Below are 21,092 nucleotides of genomic sequence, written 5' to 3'. Positions count from 1 at the left end.
AGATAACCATAGATAAAGGATACTTATGTCCAAAAATTAAAATTATGAAACAAAGTATAGTAAAAATAGAGCATCTGTCACATCGTTACAGTAGTAGCTGGGCGATACGTGATATCAATATAGAAATCTCCGACTTTGGTATCGTAGGCTTGCTGGGATCAAATGGGGCAGGTAAATCCACCACAATGAATATCCTCTGCGGATCACTAAATCAAACAGAGGGATCCGTATATATTAATGGTATTAATTTTCGGGACGACCCCATGCAGGCCAAGATGGAAATTGGGTTTCTTCCACAAAATCCACCATTGTATCTGGACTTAACGGTTGATGAATATCTGAATTATTGTGCATCGCTGAGAAACATGTCTGGCAAGATCAAAAAAGATGCTGTAGAAGAGGCAAAAGACCGTTGCGGCATCAGTCACTTCAGTAGCCGTTTGCTAAAAAACCTTTCTGGAGGGTACCGCCAACGTGTTGGAATCGCTCAGGCCATTGTCCATCGGCCGAATGTACTGGTTTTAGATGAACCAACGAATGGCCTGGATCCAAATCAGATTATAGAAGTGCGTTCACTGATCAGAGAAATAGCGAAAGACAGGGTAGTAATTTTTTCATCCCATATACTTTCTGAGGTTCAGTTGCTGTGCAGGGATATCAAAATGATTGAAAACGGCAAAATAGTTTTCGAAGATACAATGGATGCTTTCAACAACTACATCGAACCCCACAGTATGCTCGTTCATTTGAACAATATGCCCAATATCGCGGAACTCGAGGCTATTCAGGGGATCATGAGGGTTGAATTACTCAATGACAGGCTTGTTCGCCTCTTTTTTAGTGGAGAGCCTGAAATTACAGAGACGATCGTAACTCAAAGCGTAAACAATGGTTGGCGTTTACAGGAAATCACTCTTGAAAAAAACTCGGTCGAGGAAATATTTAAACAACTTTCACAACATTAATCCCTTAACATATTCTTAATGAAAACAATATTCAGAATCGCCAGAACAGAGTTGAAGCTGCTTTTTTATTCTCCAATTGCGTGGTTCCTCATCATCATTTTTATGGTCCAATGCGGCCTGGTCTTTGTGAAAGGGGTAGAAGGAATGGTACAGGTGCAGGAAGGCGGCTATAAAATCCCGTTCAGTATTATAGCCCAGATTTTCTCCGGCGCTAACGGAGTATTTTCCACGGTAATGGGAAACCTTTATCTATATCTTCCACTACTTACCATGGGATTGATTAGCCGCGAGATAAGCAGTGGTACTATCAAGTTACTTTATTCCTCACCCATCAGAGTAAGCGATATCGTGTTAGGGAAGTTTACCGCTATGATGGTCATGAGCATTGTAATGGTAAGTATTGTCTCCCTATATATCATTTTAAGCTGCTTTTTTGTGAAGTCTCCAGATGTAGGAATGTTAATGAGTGGCGTGCTTGGTCTTTTCCTGTTACTTTGCGCATATTCGGCAATTGGCTTATTCATGTCTTCGCTCACTACTTACCAGATTGTAGCTGCAGTATGCACTTTTGTAACTTTTGGAATTTTATATAACGTTTCCGGCCTTTGGAAGGGTATTCCGTTTTTAAGGGATGTAACCTATTTCTTATCTGTAGCCGGCCGTACCGACTGGATGCTTGCAGGATTGATTACGAGTAACGGGATAATATACTTTTTTGCAATCATCTTTCTTTTTGTGAGTTTAACGATCTACAAGTTGAAATCGGGGATGGAAACTACGTCTGCGTCAGCAAAGGTGTTGCGGTATAGCTTAATCGTGATCACTACCATTGCAATCGGATACATTAGTTCAATTCCCCAGTTGATCATTTATTTTGATGTGACAACTAATAAAACCAATACCCTTAAACCTTCCACTCAGCAGATTATTCGTGAACTTGGAGATGAACCTTTAGAAGTTACCGGATATATGAATCTATTTGGCGGCTTTATGGAAGATGGAAATCCTGAATCGTACCAGAAAAATATTAATCAATGGTTGCCTTACGTCCGTTTCAAACATAATATCGAGCTTAAAACGGTGATGTATTATGACACGCTTGCGCAAGGTGGAGGGGTTATGAATGGTAATAAAGGCAAGACCCTTACTCAGGTAGCGGCAAAGGTGGCTGAAAATCTGAACCTGAACCTCGACGATTTCAAAACTCCGGAAGAAATCCGAAAAAATATTGACCTTTCAAAGGAGCCCAATTTCTACATCATGCAGTTAAAATATAAGGGGCGCAAAACTTTTTTACGGGTTTTTCCTGATAACGATCACTGGCCGTCTGAAACCGAAGTTTCAGCTGCCTTGAAAAGACTACTTCAGGCAAAAATGCCCAGAATTCTTTTTGCAACGGGAGAACTGGAGCGTAATATCAATAAAATTGGCGATCGGGAATACCAGGCCCTTACCAATCTTAAAACTTTTCGAAGTTCTTTGTTGAATCAAGGTTTTGATGTGGATACCATCGCCCTGTCGAGCACAGCCGTTCCGCAAGGAATTTCTGCGCTAGTGATTGCAGATCCAAAAGTTGCGCTTAATTCTTCAGCATTGAAAAATTTGCAGACGTACATTGATAATGGCGGAAACTTAATGTTATCGGGAGAACCGGGTAAACAAAGTATTCTGAATCCGATTCTGCAGCAAATGGGCGTTCAGTTTATGCAAGGTACCATCGTTCAACAGAGTAAGCAACTTCAGCCTGATCTCGCCGCACCTTTTCTAACAGGAGCAGCTGCAGGGATGTTTCTGCCATTGGCAAAAGTGCATCAGGATAGTGTTGTGGTGTCTATGCCATCAGCTGGAGCACTTTCGGTCGAGAATCACAGTGATTTTGTTATCAATCCCTTATTGGTAACCGACCCGGGCAGAAGCTGGCTAAAAAGAGATAAGTTTTTGAATGACTCGGCAGTGGTTGAATTCGAGCCTGCAAAAGGCGACCTAAAGAAATCCCTGCCACTTGCGCTAAGCTTAAGGAGGAACGTAAAAGGGAAAGATCAGCGCATTATTGTTCTTTCTGATGCAGATCTAATGTCAAATGCAGAGCTAAACCGCTTTAATATGAGGACAGCAAATTTCGTGTTTAACACCGGACTATTCAGTTGGTTGAGTTATGGCGCATTCCCGATAAGCAGCTTTAGGCCGTCGCCGCAGGATACCGTTCTTTTCTTAGCAAAAGATCAGGTTAAATTAATCAAAATAATACTGCTATGGGTTGTGCCGGGTATGTTGTTGGCCTGTGGCAGTTTGATATTAATTCGTAGAAAAAGAAAATAAATATGTCTTTTCAAACCGATCAGCAAACATTGGATGACCTGAATATCTTTGGCCGACCAGGTCAGAAGTCTATCTTCGAAATCTTTAATAAAACGAAGACTCGAGGAGGGGGAGGTGTCATGGAGGAAATGTTTCGCTCGCCACTTACAGATGTCCAAAAAATAAATAGCAGGGCCGCCATTATCCAGTACCTGCAATTATCCGGAGGGGATTTTCCGATAAGTCTGGATCATTTCGATCCGATCGAATCTTATATCAGGATGAAGGATGAACGGACCAAATTGTCGGCTAAAGAAGATTCGCTTACTTCGCGGATCAACAACTTAGTTGCCCTAGATTCGGATACGGCTTTAATTCATCAGGGAATTGCCGCTTTAATTAAATTGCTGGGACAATTACGCGATTTTCTCAAACTTCAGGAGACGGTATTCGAACATCCATTTGCCGACAGGTTTAATTTTATTGCAAATATTTTAAACGATCCGGATTTTTCCAGCATTCTCCAGCTGCACAGTGGACGAGGCCCCTCTGCCAGGGAATTCATTGCTTATGACGAATTTTTTAGATTCCTTCACAGAGAAGAGGTTTTCCTCGTCCTTGATTTTGTGTATCAGTTGGATGCCTATTTCGCGATTGCTAAAGTAGCGACAGAAAGGAAATTTGTATTTGCGAAAGCCTTGCCGATGGACAGGCGGGTTTTGGATGTGCAGGGGTTCTTTCATCCCCATATAGATCGGGCTGTAGCCAATTCTATCACGATGCGAAGCGATCTTAATGTGGTCTTCCTGACTGGCGCTAACATGGCAGGTAAATCGACTTTTATGAAGTCTTTCAGTATTGCGCTTTTTCTTGCACACATGGGTTTTCCTGTTCCGGCCGAAAAAATGGAATTTTCCGTATTGGATGGGATGTATACCACTATCAACCTGCCTGACAACCTCGGGATGGGTGCGAGTCATTTTTATGCAGAAGTTTTAAGAGTGAAAAAAATTGCAGCTGAGTTAAAATCCGGTAAAAACCTCTTTGTGCTTTTTGATGAAATGTTTCGCGGCACAAATGTAAAAGATGCCTGTGAGGCAACTATCGCCTTTACTCAGGCGTTCTCGCTTAAACGAAATAGTATGTTTGTGATTTCTACCCACATCATCGAAGCCGGAGAAGTTTTGATGGAAAGATGCAATGGTATCAATTTCATTTATTTACCCACAAGCATGCAGGAAAATATGCCCTCGTATTCTTATAAGATACAGCAAGGGCTGACTGCAGATAGACACGGACTTTTAATTATTATGAATGAAGGAATTTTGGAAATTCTAGAATCTGGACTGGAGCAGAATAAACAAGGCTGATATGAGTTTTATAATAGACAAACAAACCCGGAGTGATCTTAACTTATCGGGTAAATACAGATCCGGTTCGATATTCAGCTTATTCAATAAGGTAAAGACTGCAGGCGGAGAAAAACTTCTGCAGCAAATGTTTAACGCCCCGTTTACAGACGCTGAAAATATCAATAAACGCAGTGGGATTTTTCAGTACATACAACAAAGTGGTTTAGACTTTCCATTTAATAGCGATCATTTTAAGGATGCAGATGACTACTTAGCTGAAGAGAATAATGATTTCTATTTTATCTCACTTGTTAAAGTTTACAGCAAAAAAATCAGAGGGGTTCTTTTACGAGAGCAGCAGTATGATAATCTTGTAAAGGGTTTAACTGCTATGCTTTCCATCCTGAATACCACCAATGCTTTTTTGAATAAATACCAGGATCGATCTTCTTCTTCGCTGGATGACCTGATCGCAAACTTGAAGACTGTACTTGAAGATACGCGTTTAGGTAAGCTAATTGGAAACGAAGTGCTAAACGAAATGCCGCTATATCAGATCGCTGAGTTTGACTTTATGTTGAGACAGCGCTTACGGAAAGAAATGTTATTGCTATTGGAGACACTATTTCATCTGGATGTTTACACTGCAGTAGCCAAAGTCGCCGCGTTGAATAACTTTTCCTATGCCGAATCGTTAAATGCAACGGATAACACCATGGAAATTGATTCACTTCGCCATCCGGCATTGCCCAAAGGCGTGGCCAATCACCTGCGTTTCAGCGAACCTGAAAACATGGTTTTTTTGACTGGAGCAAATATGGCTGGAAAATCTACACTCATGAAATCTTTTGGAATTGCTGTCTATCTGGCGCACCTTGGATTCCCGATTGCAGCAAAATCTATGCGTTTTTCAGTGAGAGACGGCCTGTTTTCCTCTATCAACATGGCAGATAATCTGGAAATGGGACATAGCCACTTTTATGCGGAGGTGTTAAGGGTAAAGGAAGCGGCGGTTAATGTAGCCTCGGGGAAAAGTTTTGTGGTCCTTTTTGATGAACTTTTCAAAGGCACCAATGTTAAGGATGCTTATGATGGAACCTTATTGGTTACCAAGGCTTTTTCGAAGTATCAAAACACTGTTTTTGTTATCTCTACTCATATTATTGAAGTCGGTGAGGAACTCAGGAAAAATAACGGGAACATACAATTTAAGTATTTGCCTACCATCATGAACGGTACTATACCGAAATATACCTATTTGTTGGACGATGGAATCACCTCTGACCGCCAGGGAATGCTCATTATAGAAAACGAAGGCATTCTCCAACTTTTAAAAGACTAAACACTTATACGGAAAATGAAAAACAACATATTAATCCCATTTCGTAGCGCAATGATCGCGTGCTTGCTCATGCTTTTTTGGTGCCCAGATGTTTTAGCTCAAAAAAAGCTAACTAAACTGCAAGCTGAGAATGCTGCACAGAAAGAATGGAATGAAGAGAAAAAAAGACTATTGCCTGCTGCTGAACGTGCCTGGGGAGAGGGAGTAATCACTTTTGAAAAATATAAAATGGCAATTGCTTACCGCGTTTTTGGCGATAAACCCGCCGGGGGACGAAGTCTTTATATTTCGCTGCATGGTGGTGGACAGGCTCCCGTTGCGGTTAATAATCAGCAGTGGGAAAACCAGAGAACGCTTTATAACATCAAGGAAGGCTTAGTGGTGGTACCAAGAGCTCCGACTAATACCTGGAATTTGTGGCATGAGGATCATATTGATAATATGCTGGACTCTATAATCACATATGCGGTTATTTCTCAGGACGTTAATCCGGATAAAGTTTATATTCTTGGATATTCTGCGGGTGGCGACGGGGTGTTTCAGTTGGCACCCCGCATGGCCGATAGGTTTGCAGCAGCTTCCATGATGGCAGGACATCCCGGAGATGCTGATATGCGCAATCTTCGAAATCTGCCCTTTTCCATATTTATGGGTGGCCTGGACTCCGCATACAACAGAAATACTTTAGCCGCCAGGTATAACGGAAAGCTTGATAGCTTACGTGCGCAAGATCCGGGAGGCTATGCACATGAGTTTCATTTATATCCCGATAAACCACACTGGATGGATAAAAGGGATACCATAGCCATCCCGTGGATGGCAAATTTTGTGAGAAACACGTTGCCAAAAAAGGTAATCTGGGTTCAGGACAATCGCCTGCAGGACCGCTTTTACTGGCTGTCTACCTCAATTCAAAAAACAGCAGCTGGGGAGAAAGCAGAGGTAGAAATTAAGGGTAACCAAATACTGGTTTCCAAAAATGATTTTAGCGAGCTTGAACTAAATCTCAACGATCAGCTGGTAGATCTGGATAAACCGGTAACTGTGATCATCGGCGGAAGAAAGGTTTTTGACAAGAGGGTTGAGCGAAACCTTGGGATTATCAAGATGACAGTTGGACAGTATCGGGATCCTCATATGATATTTAATGTCAAACTGCTCGTCAAGGCTAGTCAGGTCAAAGTGGTAAACTAAGTGCTTCTGAAAGAGCTTATCAGTAGCTCTTTAATTAAGCTGAATTGCTTTCATCACCTGAAAAACAAACCTGACAAAATTGTCTTTGTCTGAGTCTCTATCTAAAAATATAAGATCTGTGGACAAAGACAGATTATAAACATGCAATAGAAAAACATTTCAAAAGAAGTACAATAGCTATTATTTAGCTTTTTGCATGTCCAGGTTCATTAAATAAATTGTGTCAGGCTCATTTTAATAGGCGCTACAAAAATAGTTTTAGTTGGATGATTGGTAGGGGGAGATGTCAGCTGGCGCTCCCCTTTATCATGAACCTGAAAACTAGGGGTTGTCGTTTATTTACTGATTCGCGTATTATTGGTTCGACGATTTTATGTTGATGAAGTGTTTTTTGCATAAACCAGAAAGGGTTGACCCCGCTCAACCAAAAATAAATTTTCTATAGAATTACTCGTCGGTTGATTAACAAATTTGCGGAAAGGGGTTAACCTGATTGGCTTATCCAGTCATGCATTAATTTCTGATAAAATAATTGAATCATGCACGAAAAACAAAGTTTATAATCCGGCCAAGTAATAAGTTATATACACCAATAAGTCCGTTAACTTATCCATTAGCTAATTTGAATGTGTGTATTTTCCATTATTCCCGCAATATTTGATAATGATGGATGTTTCTGAGGCATTATCTAATACACAGGCTAATAGAATTGGATCTTGAGTTAATGATTCTCATAAACTCATTTCATTTATCAAATATAACAATCTAAAACTTGCAACAAATGTTGTACTGGTCAGATGGGTCAACGTACTCTTATTTATCCATTAATAGGTGATATGTGACATTACTTGCGAAATAAATGTAACAGAATACCTCTAAGTTCCTTTTATCTTTGTTTCAGTATAAAAATCAGGACAATGAGCAATAGGAATATTTTCAAGAGGTTACGCAATGGGGAAACCATTTTATCGAACGATCCCGAAGCATACAGAATGCGGGAAGAATCTTTTGCGACCAAGAAACTTCTGATACAGATGAACAGTACCGCAGATCCCGATGAAATAAGAAATTATTTAAGCCAAATAACGGGTTCGGAAATCGATGAGAGTGTTGTGGTTTTTACGCCCTTGCATATCAATTATGGGAAGCATACCAAGATAGGCAAAAATGTATTTATCAATTTCGATTGTGTGTTCTTGGATCTGGGCGGAATTACCATTGAGGACAATGTATTTATCGCTCCGAAAGTAAGTCTGCTATCTGAAGGACATCCAATATCAATTGAGGACAGGCATTCATTGGTTCCAAAAGCCATTCACATCAAAAAAAATGCATGGATTGGTGCGGGTGCAACCATACTTCCGGGTGTAACCATCGGAGAAAACGCCGTTGTTGCCGCGGGAGCAGTTGTTTCCAAAGATGTTGCTTCAGATACAATTGTCGGGGGAGTTCCGGCAAAATTCATTAAAAACATTTAACATGAAAAAATTACTTTTTATAGCGCTGACTGCGATCTTTTCTTATGGTACGGCAGTCGCACAATCCACATCAAATTCACTACCGATGAAAGAAATATCAGGAAAGAACTATACCACGTTTAAGGTGAGTGATAAGGTAACCATGTATGCGGTTACCTTCAGGAACCAAAATCAAATGCAAGTTGCAGGGCATCTTTTCATCCCCAATAATATAGACAGAAAAATGAAAAACCCTGCAATTATTGTCGGTCATCCGATGGGGGCAGTGAAGGAACAAAGCGCCGATGTGTACGCTTCGAATATGGCTGAAAGAGGCTTTATCACCTTAGCGATCGACCTCTCGTATTGGGGAGAAAGTGAGGGTGAGCCACGTAATGCGGTCTTGCCTGATGTGTATGCTGAAGATTTCAGTGCGGCCGTCGACTTTTTGGGAACACGACCATTTGTTGACAGGAATAATATCGGTATTATCGGTGTTTGTGGAAGTGGAAGCTTTGTGATCAGTGCTGCGAAGATCGATCCCCGGATGAAAGCCATCGCAACGGTGAGTATGTATGATATGGGATCGGCGAACCGTGATGCGCTGAACCATTCACAAACCCTGGAACAAAGAAAGCATATTATTGCTGAGGCAGCGCAACAGAGATATGTCGAATTTACAGGTGGTGAAACTAAATACACTGGCGGAACAGTTCTAAAATTGGAAGCAAACACCCATCCAATCCAGCGTGAGTTTTTCGATTTTTACAGAACTCCCCGTGGGGAATACACGCCAAAAGGAGCATCTAAAGAAACCACAACAAAACCAACCTTAAGCAGTAATACGAAATTTATGAATTTTTATCCTTTCAATGATATCGAAACCATTTCTCCACGTCCACTGCTTTTCATTACCGGAGACCAGGCGCATTCAAAAGAATTTAGCGAAGACGCCTACAAAAGAGCAGCGATGCCCAAAGAGCTGGTTTATGTAAAAGGTGCAGGCCATGTAGACCTTTACGATAAAACCGATCTGATCCCATTTGATAAACTGGAAACATTCTTTAAAATCCACTTAAAATAGAAGCCAGGATGAAAAATGTATTAACAAGCATGATGCTGTTTGCTTCCCTGTCGTTAGGTATGGCAAGCTGCGAAAAGGGTAATGAAACCATCTCAATCCAGGAGAATGAAGATTCAAATTTAATTACTACCAACCCATCTACCACCAAAATGAAAATTACAATAGGCAGCGATGTATTTTCGGTAACGCTTTATGACAATCCAAGTGCGAGCGCTTTGAGGGCGAGGTTGCCGCTCACCATCAATATGACGGAACTGAACGGCAACGAAAAATATTACGATCTGCCAAACAGTTTGCCCGCCAATGCCTCGGTTGGTGGAAATATCAAAGTGGGCGATTTAACGCTTTACGGAAGCAAGACTCTTGTTTTATTTTATAAAGGCTTCAACACGTCATACAGCTATACAAAACTGGGCTATGTTGACAATCCCGACCGACTTGCCACGGCTTTAGCCAATGGAAATGTTGTCGTGAAATTTGAGAACAACTAGAACATCATTCGATATGAAAATCAATGTAAACGTAGCTTCGAGAGTAATCATCTGATAAAAATTTATGGAAAATGATAATCGTTTAAAGCTGTCCCGTAGGGAGATGATAATTGGCACAACGGCAGCGATTTCGGCTATAGCTGCTACTAAAGTTACAGGCATAGCGGCTGGCAAATCAAATAAAATTTCTTTAGCAGATGTTTCGTTTGTTGTAAATGGGAAAAAACAGCAGTTAGCACTTGATACCAGAACAACGTTGCTTGATGCCCTCAGGGAACATCTTAAATTAAACGGTACAAAGAAAGGATGCGACCACGGACAATGCGGAGCCTGTACTGTAATGGTAAACGGCCGTAGAATTAATTCGTGTCTTAGCAATAATCTGAACAATAACTTCTGACACTAACACCGAACATGGTTTTTCTTATTTGGGATCTCGGTATGGATTATGAGCAGGCTCGAAGAACTTGGTTTAAATCTTGTTTAAGCATGAAAACCTTTGTTGCTGCGGCTTTTTAGGAAACGGTGGCGCATGGTTTAATAATAAGATTTTCTCGTTAAGCTAAAACTCAATAGCCACCTGTGAAGTTTAGATTAATTGAACTTTTCCAGTTTTTTGATGTTGTAAATTATACTTTTAAATCAATAACATGAAAAACGAACCCATTAAAATTAGTGAAAAATTTAATGTTGACACCGCAACATTATTCAGGGCCTGGACAGATGAATCTGCATTGAAAGCCTGGTGGAAACCAACAGGGAAAACACTTTCAAATGTTGAGAACGATATTAAGGAAGGCGGAAAAGTTGCGTATCATTTCGAAAGTGAAGCCGAGACCACCGGTAAATTAACCATCGAGGGCATGTATCAATCTGTAATTCCAGAACAAAAACTGGTTTATACCTGGAACTGGATCGTTGATGATGCAGCACTTGAAAATGGTAATTACCTGCTTACCGTTGGCTTTGAAGCTGCGGAAGAAGGCTCTGAACTAACGATCACACAGGAGAATCAAAGTGAAACTGAAGGAATACATCCACACGAGGAAGGTTGGAAAGAAGCGCTGGAAGCTTTAAAAACTTATCTGGAAAAAGAAGCATTAAACGGAGAATCAGCACAACATTAGTTGCTTAAAGCATCCCAGTTTTGTTGTTATTTGAGATGTTGGAATGGGCATCTCGAATAACATCAACGAGCGATTTTTTCCCATTTATATGCAAAGTCATGTTCTTCAATCGCGACAATGCCATGCCGTCTATGAGGTAACCAAATTTAGGGAGAAGGTGAGCTCATTAATTGATATTTTCAAATAAACTTAAAGCAAAACTGATAATGTGCTATTTTAGCAGACGCCAGAATCATGGCCCGTTATCAACTCAAATCACTTTTAAAAAAATGTATAAATCCCAGGTTCCAAAAGCTTTACTGAATCTTATCATTTTATTGACAATCTCGCTGTGTTGGGTAGGATCATCCAGGGCACAAGATTCTTTAAAAAGAGCGCAGGATTCTGTTCAGGTTATCCCTGATACATTGCTGTTCAGAATCCAGACTGCCCAGGCGGCCATTACGGAAATTAATGCAGCTAATAAAAAAGGCTATGATGTGAGTGCAATTCAAGATCGGCTGGCAGTACTTGGTTCCAGTATTGCTTCCGTAAAAAGGGATTTTGGCAACGGAAAAGGTAATGCAGAAAGCAGAAGCCTGGTTAGTTTTAAACTGATCCTCAAAGATGTGCAGACTGAACTTTCGGCAATCTCTGCACGCCTGGTCAAAACCAATTCTGAACTTCAGCGAATGTCGCAACAGGTAATTGACCTCAGTTCAGATTCGCTGCTTCTTGCAGATCAGGAAGAATCAGAAAAAATGTTGTACAGACCTCAACTCTTGCAAATAAAAACCCGGTTGCACGAAACAGGAGAGGTTACAGGCAAAAACCTTTCAAAAGTAAGCAAGCTTTTGGCGAAAAGTTCTTCCATGAGTAGTGAGGTAAATGATTTACAGGTTGCCCTTGATGACCAGCTAGAAAAATCTGGACGAATTGCTGCAAACAGGGAAGTTCCATACATTTGGTCGGCACCTTTACGCTTGTTTGGGTTTAGCCAAATTGGTTCAAGGTTGTCCGATGCCTATTTCGGACAGGGAGAAATCTTCCAATATTTTATCAATTCAATCTGGGATACAGGCGTTGTGCTACTGATTGTTGTGCTGGCTTTTTTTATCTGGGTTCACCGGAACTTTGTAACAGCAAGTCGTTTATCAGTTAAACGAAAGATAGGAGAACTCAAATTCGACTATTTGCGGGCTTATCCCATTATGGCCAGTTCCATTGTTCTTTTATGTCTTTTGCTCGCCTTTCACTCCGATGCACCCTCTATTTTTATCGAGGTGGTACAACTTATTTTAATGATTTTGATTACCATCCACTTGAGAAGAGTTTTGCCAAAAGAAGCGCTAAGGTTGTGGTTTATGATTCTCGGTGGCTTTGTGTTCCTGGTTTTTGCTTCGAGCCTGATCAGTGAGGCGCTCTTGCCAAGATTGATTTTGTTGGTCATCCATTTGGGTTTTCTATTTTTAGGAGTGAGGATGTATGGGAAAACAAAAATTCCGCAGTTTTCCAAAAGGTTCATTAAATTAGTTATCTGGGTGCTGGTATTGATGAATGGGCTGGCGATAATCATGAATGTGTTTGGCAGAATCAGCTTATCTAAAGTCTTTGGCATTGCTGGGGTCATTAATCTGACGCAAATGATTTCGCTGGCTGTATTTATTCAGATTATGCTGGATGCACTCGAACTACAGATCAAAATAAGTTCTTGCAATAAAGGTTTCTTCTCCAGGTTAAATCCTGATGCAATGAAATCGCAGTTCAAAAAGGTACTTAAGGTATTCAGTTTTATTGTTTGGCTTTTAATCTTATTTAACAATTTGGGGATGTCGTCCGGGATTTATAGCCTGATGACTGGCGTACTCTCCAAAGAAAGAAGTTTCGGCAGCATCCACTTTTCGCTTGGAAATGTGCTTTTCTTCTTCATCATTATATACGTTTCCAATAAATTACAAAAACATGTGCCGCTATTTTTTGGCGAACAAAAAATCAGTTTCGATGGCGCCAGTGATCACAAGGGTTCAAAAGTGGCACTTTTTCGGTTAATCATTATCGTGATTGGACTGCTTCTGGCTTTTACTGCATCTGGCCTCCCGATGGATAAACTTACCGTTGTTTTGGGCGCACTTGGTGTTGGAATTGGATTAGGTATGCAGAATATTGTGAACAACTTTGTTTCCGGCATTATTTTAATCTTCGAGAAACCCTTCCGTATTGGTGATTATGTAGAACTTGCAGATAAAAAAGGTAAGGTTCAGGATATTGGTATCCGGTCGAGCAAATTACTCACGCCACAAGGCTCAGAAGTGATCATCCCAAATGGTGATTTGCTTTCCGGCAGGTTGGTCAACTGGACGTTAAGCAATGATTATCTGAAATCCGAATTACTAATCAAAGTAAGCTCCACCGCTAACATGCAGCAGGTTCAGGAAATCATTTCCGAAGTGATTAAAGGATCAGTCCACACCGTAAACAAGCTCCCACCAGAAATTTTAGTTAATAATTTGGCAGCCGATAGTGTGGAAATTAAAGTTTTAATTTGGGTTAACAATGTGTATGTAGAAGCCGCTTTTAAAAGCGAGACGCTTTTGCGCATTATGGTTGCTTTCCAGGAAGCAGATATCAAAGTGATGTAATTCGCGATTTGTTATATAAGATAGGTTGAATATAAGCTTTGAAGTAAATCCCTGCATATTTTCTTCTTTTGTTCAAATTACTATTTGCCAATGCCTAGTTTCATTCTTTAATTTTTTAGTTGATGAGTTAATAAATAATACGGAACCTGAAGAAAAAATCATTAGATCTATATTCTTTGTGAGTTTCAATTTGGGTCGCCATTGATGACAGCTAATTTGACTAATCGTTTGCTGTATTTAATTTCTTTTGATTTGAGTTACTAGTCTATTGAACTTATGTGGTTTGTTAAAGAAGGATGCTGTTGACTTCCGCTACAAAACGTTCCACTTTTTTTGTGCTAAAAAAACTTGATAGAACCAATACATCTTCTTTCTGGCTACCAGGTCTTAAAAAATATACCTGTACATCGGTTCCCGAATAAATCATATTAGTTGATTTTCTAACCGTTTGGATTCCATTAAAATCATCAAATGAATAAGCTCTGTTCCCCAATCCGATAGGGTTTTTTCGCGTGAGCATTCTGGAACCCTTGTCAAGAGTAATTTCGGTAAAACCTGACAGGATAATCGCTGGTCCTCCAACCAGGGTAAAGAGCAGAAAGCAAACTCTCCCGATATTAAAGCCGCCGCCCAGCCATGCATAAGGCGTAAGTTCATGAATGCCTATAGCCAAAAGACCAACGCCAAGTAGAAGACTGCCGATTCTGTTTCTTTTAAGAATGTATGCGCCACCATTTGGGATAAAAAACTTATACTCATCAATATACTGTGGGGCGAAATCTCCCGGGCTATCATGCGCCTCCAGATAACGGTGTAGAGGTGTGATCACCTCATCGACAAAGCCGATTGCATTGGGATCATCATTTTTTCCATAACTGGATGATACCAATATCCCTTTTCCATATCGATCATTTTTTTTAAATAACCTGTAGGTATAAGAACCAGCCATGTTGGAAACAGGTGAAATGCCGTATATTTTAGAAAATGGAAGGGAGGATATAGTCAGCAAGCCCATTAGTTTTTTTCGCATGACGCCCGCACTAATGTCAAACTCTACAGATGTGCCCGCCCACAGGATGAATAAGATAACTACCGCTATCAGGATAATAAGTATTGGCAGGGAAGAAGTAAAAGAATTTCGGAGATAATAAAGATAGACCAGGTATCCGCTCAGGAAAAAAATGGACAGTACGGCAGCAAGAATATAGGATAGGCCATATGGGTAAACTGTTATACGGCCCGGCTCAATCCGCCAACGGGTTTTCGATAATGATTTCAATGACAAGGGCTTTAATTTTTTAACATCTAAACACTTCACGAGCGATTTGGTTTTGCCGATCTTTAAGGAAATCATTAGTAAAAAGGAAGGGGGGATACATTCGTTTTTTGAGACAAGATACTCTGAAATTCATATCTAAAATTACAAACAAGAAAGTCCCCAGGTTTTGAAAATCGAATTTAAAGATTGAAAGTAGAAAACTAAGATTTATATAAAGATTTTTTTGCAGCCAGTTTTAAGACTTCCACGATCCCTTCATTCTTTACTATGTACATTCCTAAAGTTTCGTTGGAAATCCCTTCTTTAAGTGAATAAGTAAAAATCGGTTTTTTGTTTTCAAAATAGGTGTCTAGGTATCGAAATGAGATATTTTTAAATTTATTTAAAGAGGTAGCAAGCTCTATGATGTGAGTAGAGATAACAAATGCTGAATTTTGAATAGCTTGTAGCTCCGATATAATTAGAGAAGATGCATCATAGGCATCCTTTACATTAGTTCCTCGAAACAGTTCATCAAATATTACAAAAACATTTTGGCTTCTTAACAAGATTTCTGCAACCTCCTTTACTCTCTTCACTTCCGTATAATAATGACTTAAACCATCGTTTATATTGTCAGGAAGATTAATTGTAGTTACCAAACCATTAAGCACACTCAATTTCATTTCCTCTGCTGGGACGGGAAAGCCTAGGTGAGATAAATAAATTGTTAATCCCAGGGACTTTAACAACGAGGACTTTCCAGCCATATTAGATCCTGTTAAAAATATTATGTTTTTAGTAACATCTATCTGGAGATCATTTTTAACTGGCTCTTTAATCGAAGGGTGAAAGAGGCCAGTAATAGATATATTCAAATCTTCCTCAATATTAAAAATCGGGAACGAAAATTCTTTAGAAGCGGCTACTAAAGCAACATTTTCAAAAACGTCTAATTCATACATCAGTTGTAGGAATTTTTTAATATTATGTTTTTCTGCTCCGCGTATAGCTCTGTCTAACTTTGTTACATCTAAGAAACGAAGATGTTTTTCGTTGAGCAATGAAGCTTTCATCAAAACACCTCCATCAATGATATCAAGAATCTCATCAAAAATTTCTAGAAGATGTATTGGAGGGTTATTTGCTTTTTGATCGTTTATGAAGTTTAAAATGTATTTTGTAATCTTGATAAGATACTTGAGCCCAGTTTTTATAATATAATAATTATTACTAGAATTACGTATTAAGTAATCCGATAAAGCATCAAGTGGATTATTTTTAAAGTGCTTAAATTTGCTTTCAAGATAGAAATCAATCAAATCAATCTCTTCATTTCTGATATCAAAATTAATTTGGTTATCAAAAAAAAACCTAATACCATCCCGCCTGGAAATGATTTCATCGCGATTGTTGAGCGGATGATTCATAATCTCAATTAATCGTTTTCTACCACCTACCGTTCTTGTATACTTAAATAAATTTAATATCGAATTTGAACTTACATTTTCTGAGAAAATGTTTAGATCATTAAAGGTTTGCTTATCTATAATAAATGTGCCCACAAACTGAAATTATAATGTTCGGATTTCCTAAATTAATATTAATTACATAGTAATTCTCTATGGTCACATCTGAAAACTCATCTTGCGAGGAAGCTTCTTACATTGTCGTATAAAATCAACAATATAAAAGTTCGTTTTTCGAAACTGAAAACTTGGTATTTATATTCCTTTGCAATCCAAAAAAATAGAATGATTGCCGTTCACCTAGTTGAAAGTTGTGACAAATGTCAACGTCAGTTTGTGTTATCTGACTTCGTTTCCCCTCGCCATTAGTTCTCATTTTTGTTTAAGCACTTCAATGTACTGGTGCTCATTTTTGAACAAGATTAAGCGATATCAATATGAAAACACAAACCAGCAAAACAGATCCAATTTACTATCAGGATGCAAGTACTTTGGCAGATTTGATCCGTAGGCGAGAAATATCACCGGTAGAAGTTGTAAAAGTACATCTCGACCGTATTGAGGCTCAGAACCCAGCTATCAATGCTATTGTCACCGTTGCAGAGCACGCGTTGAAGTCCGCAAAAGATGCGGAAGCGGCAATTATGCGGGGCGATAAAATTGGCCCTTTGCATGGCGTCCCGTTTACGGTGAAAGATTCAATAGATACTGCAAATGTTCTGACCCAGCGGGGTTCGCCGATTTTCAAAGGACGTACTCCAGAACAAGACGCCACCAGTGTTGCACGGATGAAAAAAGCTGGCGGAATCTTGCTTGCAAAAACCAATCTACCAGAGTTTTCTTACTGGATAGAAAGTGATAACTTACTCAGCGGCAGGTCTAACAACCCATGGGACCTGAGCCGTACACCGGGCGGTTCCAGTGGGGGTGAATCAGCCGCTATAGCTGCAGGCATGTCGCCACTTGGCTTAGGCACAGACCTTGCCATTTCGGTACGTGGACCTGCAGCCCAGACCGGGATTGTATCGCTCAAAGCTACACATGGCCGGGTACCCATGACCGGGATATGGCCGCGGGAACCTCGCCGATTCTGGCATGTTGGACCTATGGCCCGAAGTATCCGGGATCTGGAACTGGCTTTTTCTGTACTGTCAGGTGCTGATGGTCTTGATGCTTTTGCAAGCAGCACAGTCGGGTTTGATTCCGGAATGGGTAGCTCACCTCAGCGCAAACTTCGCATAGGATGGATGGTGGGGCCAGGCTTTGGTCCGGTTGATGCTGAGGTGGCCGCTACTGTAGAAGCTGCAGCCGGTGCACTGAAAAATCTTGGCCTTACCGTGGAGCCAGTGAACATACCTGCGCTTGAGCGAGATTTTGCACTTGATGTTTTCAACAAGCTGCATGTGATGGAAATGAAAGAAGCATTCAGGGTGGCTACGGCAGGCAGAAGAGAGGATGAGCTTTATAAAATGGCCAAAACGATGCTCTCCCTGCCCGACACGTCGATGAAAGATTTTATCGCGGCTGAACAGGCGGCTGAGCGGATAAGAGATGGCTTTGCCGGATACTTTCAGAAATACGATGTGCTGCTTACCCACGTGTTGCCAATTCCTGCCCATAAGCATGGTATAGCGGAATTTGTGATCGATGGACAAAAAGTAGATGCAACTTATCTTCAAGGCGCTACTGTGCCGCTCAATATCACCGGCTTACCTGGAATCGCTATGCGTTTCGGCACCAGTAAGGAAGGATTACCGATCGCGGTACAGCTTGTAGGGAGTTGGCAGGCAGAATCAACTATTTTACATGTCGCTTCTTTATTGGAAAGTGTTAGCGAGGTAAATAGTCTCCATCCAATAGCATAAAAAAGGGAGAGGGTTTATCACAAATGATAGTCCCTCTCTTATTTTGGTTTCGTAAACTGTTTTCTGATACGGCTTAAAGTTTCTCTAGATATCCCTAGATAGGAAGCTACCATATGCAAAGGGACTTTATTAAATACCTTGGGATAGGTCTTTTGAAATTCAATATATTTTTCTTCAGCTGAGGCGCTGATCAAGGAATAAATACGATGCTGGCTCGTTTCGTAACCCCGGGCCAGAAGCTTCTCGTAAAACAGTTTCACTGCAGGTATGGTCATCATTAAATGTTCCCAATGCTCTTTCGTCCAGATGATAACGGTGCTGGGCGCCAAGGCTTCAATATTATTTAGCGATGGTGTTCCGTGATTATAGCTCTCCTGATCATTGATCCACCAGTTTTCCACCCCGAAACGCAAGGTATGGTCTGTTCCATCATTGCCGAAACGGTAAAGCCTGAAGCAACCCGAAGAAATGAAACAGTTGATTTTCCATACTTCGCCGTCGTGCAGGAGAGATTGCCACTTGCGTAAAGTTTTCTCCGTGCTAGCCGCACGAATGATTTTTAATTCATCATCTGAAATTTCAACCCAATCACGTAAGTATGCTTCAAATACCTCAAACATGCTCAAAGATAATTAACTAAAGGCAACAATGTTTATAAAATAAATGTATCACTGTCCAAGTTACCGAAGGTTTCAAAAACTGGATGGACCTAAAATAAAAAATGGAAATTTGAGGAATATTACCTTCATTTTGTGAGAAATTTTTTCTCTGATACTAAAGCTCATTTAAATATTCTTTGAGTTCCTCTTTTAATTTATGATAGGTCATCAATTTGTGATCTAAAACAGTGATGGAATCAAAAATTTCGATTACTCCTTCATCAGTTTGCGTAGTCGTCTCATCAATAATTGAAACTACTAATTTATCACCTATTTTCAGATCTTGGGCAGCCCATTTTATGTTTTTCTCCGCTATCGAGTCTCGCCCACTAATACTGACATCTAATGATTCGCTATTGTCGTCCCGCCTAACCCAAGTAACAATTGTTGTTACGACACCAAAATCAGATTCGATCTGAGCGGTGGCGATTTTTTGTCCATTTAAAGTAACTTCAAAAGCTGGTTTATTCATGTTGTTTTATTTGTTTTTGTAATGCCCTAGTACTTTTCTCGGGGTGCTGTCGTTTTGTGAGATTAAATGTTTATGTTGAAAAATCGCTGCCCTACCAAATTCTACCTTTTGTCAATATTGTTGTCTTTCCAACATTATGTAGCGTTAAAAAGAGAAACAAGTGGCTTAATCCTAGTTCATTAATCATAAAACTAAACTTTGAATTATGAGTATTTTAGAAATTATTTAATAAGTGAGTGCACGGTCTAGAACAAGATCCCACCTTTGTCTAGATTATCTTTTGTATTAGCGATCTGGATATCTTAAGGTATCCCAATACCTTAAGCCAATGATTAAATCCGTTCAATATGCGCATCTGGTTTATTCAAATAGGTTTCTCAAATCAAAACTATGGGCAATTTACTGCCCGGTTATAATCAGCCTCAGTAAAAGTGTAGGTGAATTTATAGGTTACATCATTTATACGCTCAGCTTTGTAGTTCTTAATATTTCTAACGCTGTTAATATCTACTTCCTTTATATCTATTAAGCACTTAACGTTATTGAAGCTAATTTTTATATTATTGAAGTTAGCAAGAGGCGTGTTATAATTATCCTCCTGTGATTTTTTTTTACTTATTCTCGCTTGATTTTTAAAAATTGTGGTAGAATTTGGCGATACATTAAATTCCTCCAAACCTTTTTGGTAAGTAATGCTATAGTTTGTTTTATTCACAAAATGGAATTCCCCCACCATTGTGAAATCCTTTACGCAACCTCCTAAAATAGAGATAATGCTAATAATTAAGCCAAATATTAAATAATGTTTCGACATTTGCTTCTGATTTATTGAAATGGCTTACGAGAATAATGCTATGGACAATTTACCGACCGGTTATAATCAGCTTCGGTAAAAGTGTAGGTGAACCTATAAGTTACATCACTTACACGTTCAGCTGTATAATTTTTAATGTTTCTAATACTATTTACATCATCATCCTTAATATTTACTAAACATTTTAAACCATTAAATTTAATTACTAAATCACTACTATAATATTTAAATGGGCTATTATAACTTGAAGCTTCAGGTTTTTCACCTTCACCTCTAGATTTTTCTTCATAAATAATTGTTGATTTTGGCAGAATATTAAATTCTTCTAAGCCTGTATTATAAGTGATATTATAATTCGTTTCATTTATAAATTGGTATTGACCGTATTGGTCGTAAAAGTTATCCTTTACGCAACCTCCTAAAATAGAGACAATGCTAATAATTAAGCCTAAGATTAAATAATGTTTCGACATGTGCTTCTGTACCATTGTCATAATTTTTTATAATGTTATCTTTTCACTCACCCCATGTCGTGGGGATTGCTTCATTGGATAACTTGCGTTTATATTATCATAATATGATATTTCCCTAATTTCTTATTTGTCACAGCATAATCAGGTTAGAATT

General features: G+C 39.5%; 18 protein-coding genes. 12 read left to right on the top strand and 6 right to left on the bottom strand.

Features of this window, described 5'->3' with window-relative positions; genetic code table 11:
- Positions 1-44: 44 nt before the first annotated feature.
- From ACZZZC_RS17515 to ACZZZC_RS17465, 11 genes are all read left to right on the top strand, one after another.
- The gene (locus ACZZZC_RS17515; RefSeq protein WP_463483330.1) at positions 45-965 is read left to right on the top strand and encodes an ABC transporter ATP-binding protein; all 921 of its coding nucleotides are present in this window, start codon (positions 45-47) and stop codon (positions 963-965) included.
- Between the two features lie 18 nt (positions 966-983).
- Positions 984-3,284 carry a Gldg family protein gene (locus ACZZZC_RS17510; RefSeq protein ID WP_463487780.1) on the top strand — a complete coding sequence of 767 codons (2,301 nt, stop codon included), beginning with the start codon at positions 984-986 and terminating at the stop codon, positions 3,282-3,284.
- 2 nt (positions 3,285-3,286) lie between these two features.
- Complete coding sequence (locus ACZZZC_RS17505) at positions 3,287-4,633, top strand: MutS-related protein (RefSeq protein ID WP_463483328.1); 1,347 nt, start codon at positions 3,287-3,289, stop codon at positions 4,631-4,633.
- Position 4,634: 1 nt separating this feature from the next.
- The gene (locus ACZZZC_RS17500) at positions 4,635-5,957 is read left to right on the top strand and encodes a MutS-related protein (RefSeq protein ID WP_463483327.1); all 1,323 of its coding nucleotides are present in this window, start codon (positions 4,635-4,637) and stop codon (positions 5,955-5,957) included.
- A gap of 15 nt (positions 5,958-5,972) precedes the next feature.
- A complete protein-coding gene (locus ACZZZC_RS17495; RefSeq protein WP_463483326.1) occupies positions 5,973-7,151 on the top strand; it encodes a hypothetical protein in 1,179 nt (392 codons plus the stop codon).
- A gap of 917 nt (positions 7,152-8,068) precedes the next feature.
- Complete coding sequence (locus ACZZZC_RS17490) at positions 8,069-8,629, top strand: DapH/DapD/GlmU-related protein (protein WP_463487779.1); 561 nt, start codon at positions 8,069-8,071, stop codon at positions 8,627-8,629.
- A 1-nt stretch (position 8,630) separates the two neighbouring features.
- Complete coding sequence (locus tag ACZZZC_RS17485) at positions 8,631-9,692, top strand: alpha/beta hydrolase (RefSeq protein ID WP_463487778.1); 1,062 nt, start codon at positions 8,631-8,633, stop codon at positions 9,690-9,692.
- An 8-nt stretch (positions 9,693-9,700) separates the two neighbouring features.
- Positions 9,701-10,183 carry a cyclophilin-like fold protein gene (locus ACZZZC_RS17480; protein ID WP_463487777.1) on the top strand — a complete coding sequence of 161 codons (483 nt, stop codon included), beginning with the start codon at positions 9,701-9,703 and terminating at the stop codon, positions 10,181-10,183.
- Positions 10,184-10,247: 64 nt separating this feature from the next.
- A complete protein-coding gene (locus ACZZZC_RS17475) occupies positions 10,248-10,583 on the top strand; it encodes a 2Fe-2S iron-sulfur cluster-binding protein (RefSeq protein ID WP_463487776.1) in 336 nt (111 codons plus the stop codon).
- Between the two features lie 250 nt (positions 10,584-10,833).
- On the top strand, positions 10,834-11,310 hold the full coding sequence (locus ACZZZC_RS17470; RefSeq protein WP_463483321.1) for an SRPBCC family protein: 477 nt from the start codon (positions 10,834-10,836) through the stop codon (positions 11,308-11,310).
- A gap of 269 nt (positions 11,311-11,579) precedes the next feature.
- Complete coding sequence (locus ACZZZC_RS17465) at positions 11,580-13,928, top strand: mechanosensitive ion channel domain-containing protein (RefSeq protein WP_463483320.1); 2,349 nt, start codon at positions 11,580-11,582, stop codon at positions 13,926-13,928.
- Between the two features lie 286 nt (positions 13,929-14,214).
- On the opposite strand, the gene ACZZZC_RS17460 is transcribed toward ACZZZC_RS17465, so the two are convergent.
- A complete protein-coding gene (locus tag ACZZZC_RS17460; protein ID WP_463483319.1) occupies positions 14,215-15,207 on the bottom strand; it encodes a hypothetical protein in 993 nt (330 codons plus the stop codon).
- A 200-nt stretch (positions 15,208-15,407) separates the two neighbouring features.
- Positions 15,408-16,751, bottom strand: a complete 1,344-nt coding sequence (locus ACZZZC_RS17455) for a MutS-related protein (protein ID WP_463483318.1) — start codon at positions 16,749-16,751, stop codon at positions 15,408-15,410.
- A gap of 341 nt (positions 16,752-17,092) precedes the next feature.
- On the opposite strand from ACZZZC_RS17455, the gene ACZZZC_RS17450 reads away from it, so the two are divergent.
- Positions 17,093-18,520, top strand: coding sequence for an amidase (locus tag ACZZZC_RS17450; RefSeq protein WP_463483317.1), 1,428 nt, complete (start codon positions 17,093-17,095; stop codon positions 18,518-18,520).
- A gap of 38 nt (positions 18,521-18,558) precedes the next feature.
- Here ACZZZC_RS17450 and ACZZZC_RS17445 read toward each other — a convergent pair whose 3' ends face one another.
- The 4 genes from ACZZZC_RS17445 to ACZZZC_RS17430 form a co-directional block, all read right to left on the bottom strand.
- Entirely contained in the window at positions 18,559-19,140 is a 582-nt protein-coding gene (locus ACZZZC_RS17445; protein WP_463483316.1) for a Crp/Fnr family transcriptional regulator, read from the bottom strand.
- 154 nt (positions 19,141-19,294) lie between these two features.
- Positions 19,295-19,651, bottom strand: a complete 357-nt coding sequence (locus ACZZZC_RS17440; RefSeq protein WP_463483315.1) for a hypothetical protein — start codon at positions 19,649-19,651, stop codon at positions 19,295-19,297.
- A gap of 388 nt (positions 19,652-20,039) precedes the next feature.
- Positions 20,040-20,465: a hypothetical protein gene (locus tag ACZZZC_RS17435; protein WP_463483314.1), complete on the bottom strand. Its 426-nt coding sequence runs from the start codon at positions 20,463-20,465 to the stop codon at positions 20,040-20,042.
- A gap of 38 nt (positions 20,466-20,503) precedes the next feature.
- Positions 20,504-20,953 carry a hypothetical protein gene (locus ACZZZC_RS17430; protein ID WP_463483313.1) on the bottom strand — a complete coding sequence of 150 codons (450 nt, stop codon included), beginning with the start codon at positions 20,951-20,953 and terminating at the stop codon, positions 20,504-20,506.
- Positions 20,954-21,092 lie beyond the last annotated feature (139 nt).

The sequence above is a fragment of the Pedobacter sp. AC212 genome, from assembly GCF_979258625.1.
The sequence above is the reverse complement of the archived record's forward strand: the minus strand, read 5'-3'. Positions and strand labels throughout refer to the sequence as shown.

Bases quoted from the DNA above. Each gene is read 5' to 3' on its own strand.
- ACZZZC_RS17515 (WP_463483330.1), top strand. From the start codon at position 45: ATGAAACAAAGTATAGTAAAAATAGAGCATCTGTCACATCGTTACAGT.
- ACZZZC_RS17510 (WP_463487780.1), top strand. From the start codon at position 984: ATGAAAACAATATTCAGAATCGCCAGAACAGAGTTGAAGCTGCTTTTT.
- ACZZZC_RS17505 (WP_463483328.1), top strand. From the start codon at position 3,287: ATGTCTTTTCAAACCGATCAGCAAACATTGGATGACCTGAATATCTTT.
- ACZZZC_RS17500 (WP_463483327.1), top strand. From the start codon at position 4,635: ATGAGTTTTATAATAGACAAACAAACCCGGAGTGATCTTAACTTATCG.
- ACZZZC_RS17495 (WP_463483326.1), top strand. From the start codon at position 5,973: ATGAAAAACAACATATTAATCCCATTTCGTAGCGCAATGATCGCGTGC.
- ACZZZC_RS17490 (WP_463487779.1), top strand. From the start codon at position 8,069: ATGAGCAATAGGAATATTTTCAAGAGGTTACGCAATGGGGAAACCATT.
- ACZZZC_RS17485 (WP_463487778.1), top strand. From the start codon at position 8,631: ATGAAAAAATTACTTTTTATAGCGCTGACTGCGATCTTTTCTTATGGT.
- ACZZZC_RS17480 (WP_463487777.1), top strand. From the start codon at position 9,701: ATGAAAAATGTATTAACAAGCATGATGCTGTTTGCTTCCCTGTCGTTA.
- ACZZZC_RS17475 (WP_463487776.1), top strand. From the start codon at position 10,248: ATGGAAAATGATAATCGTTTAAAGCTGTCCCGTAGGGAGATGATAATT.
- ACZZZC_RS17470 (WP_463483321.1), top strand. From the start codon at position 10,834: ATGAAAAACGAACCCATTAAAATTAGTGAAAAATTTAATGTTGACACC.
- ACZZZC_RS17465 (WP_463483320.1), top strand. From the start codon at position 11,580: ATGTATAAATCCCAGGTTCCAAAAGCTTTACTGAATCTTATCATTTTA.
- ACZZZC_RS17450 (WP_463483317.1), top strand. From the start codon at position 17,093: ATGAAAACACAAACCAGCAAAACAGATCCAATTTACTATCAGGATGCA.
- ACZZZC_RS17445 (WP_463483316.1), bottom strand. From the start codon at position 19,140: ATGTTTGAGGTATTTGAAGCATACTTACGTGATTGGGTTGAAATTTCA.
- ACZZZC_RS17440 (WP_463483315.1), bottom strand. From the start codon at position 19,651: ATGAATAAACCAGCTTTTGAAGTTACTTTAAATGGACAAAAAATCGCC.
- ACZZZC_RS17435 (WP_463483314.1), bottom strand. From the start codon at position 20,465: ATGTCGAAACATTATTTAATATTTGGCTTAATTATTAGCATTATCTCT.
- ACZZZC_RS17430 (WP_463483313.1), bottom strand. From the start codon at position 20,953: ATGGTACAGAAGCACATGTCGAAACATTATTTAATCTTAGGCTTAATT.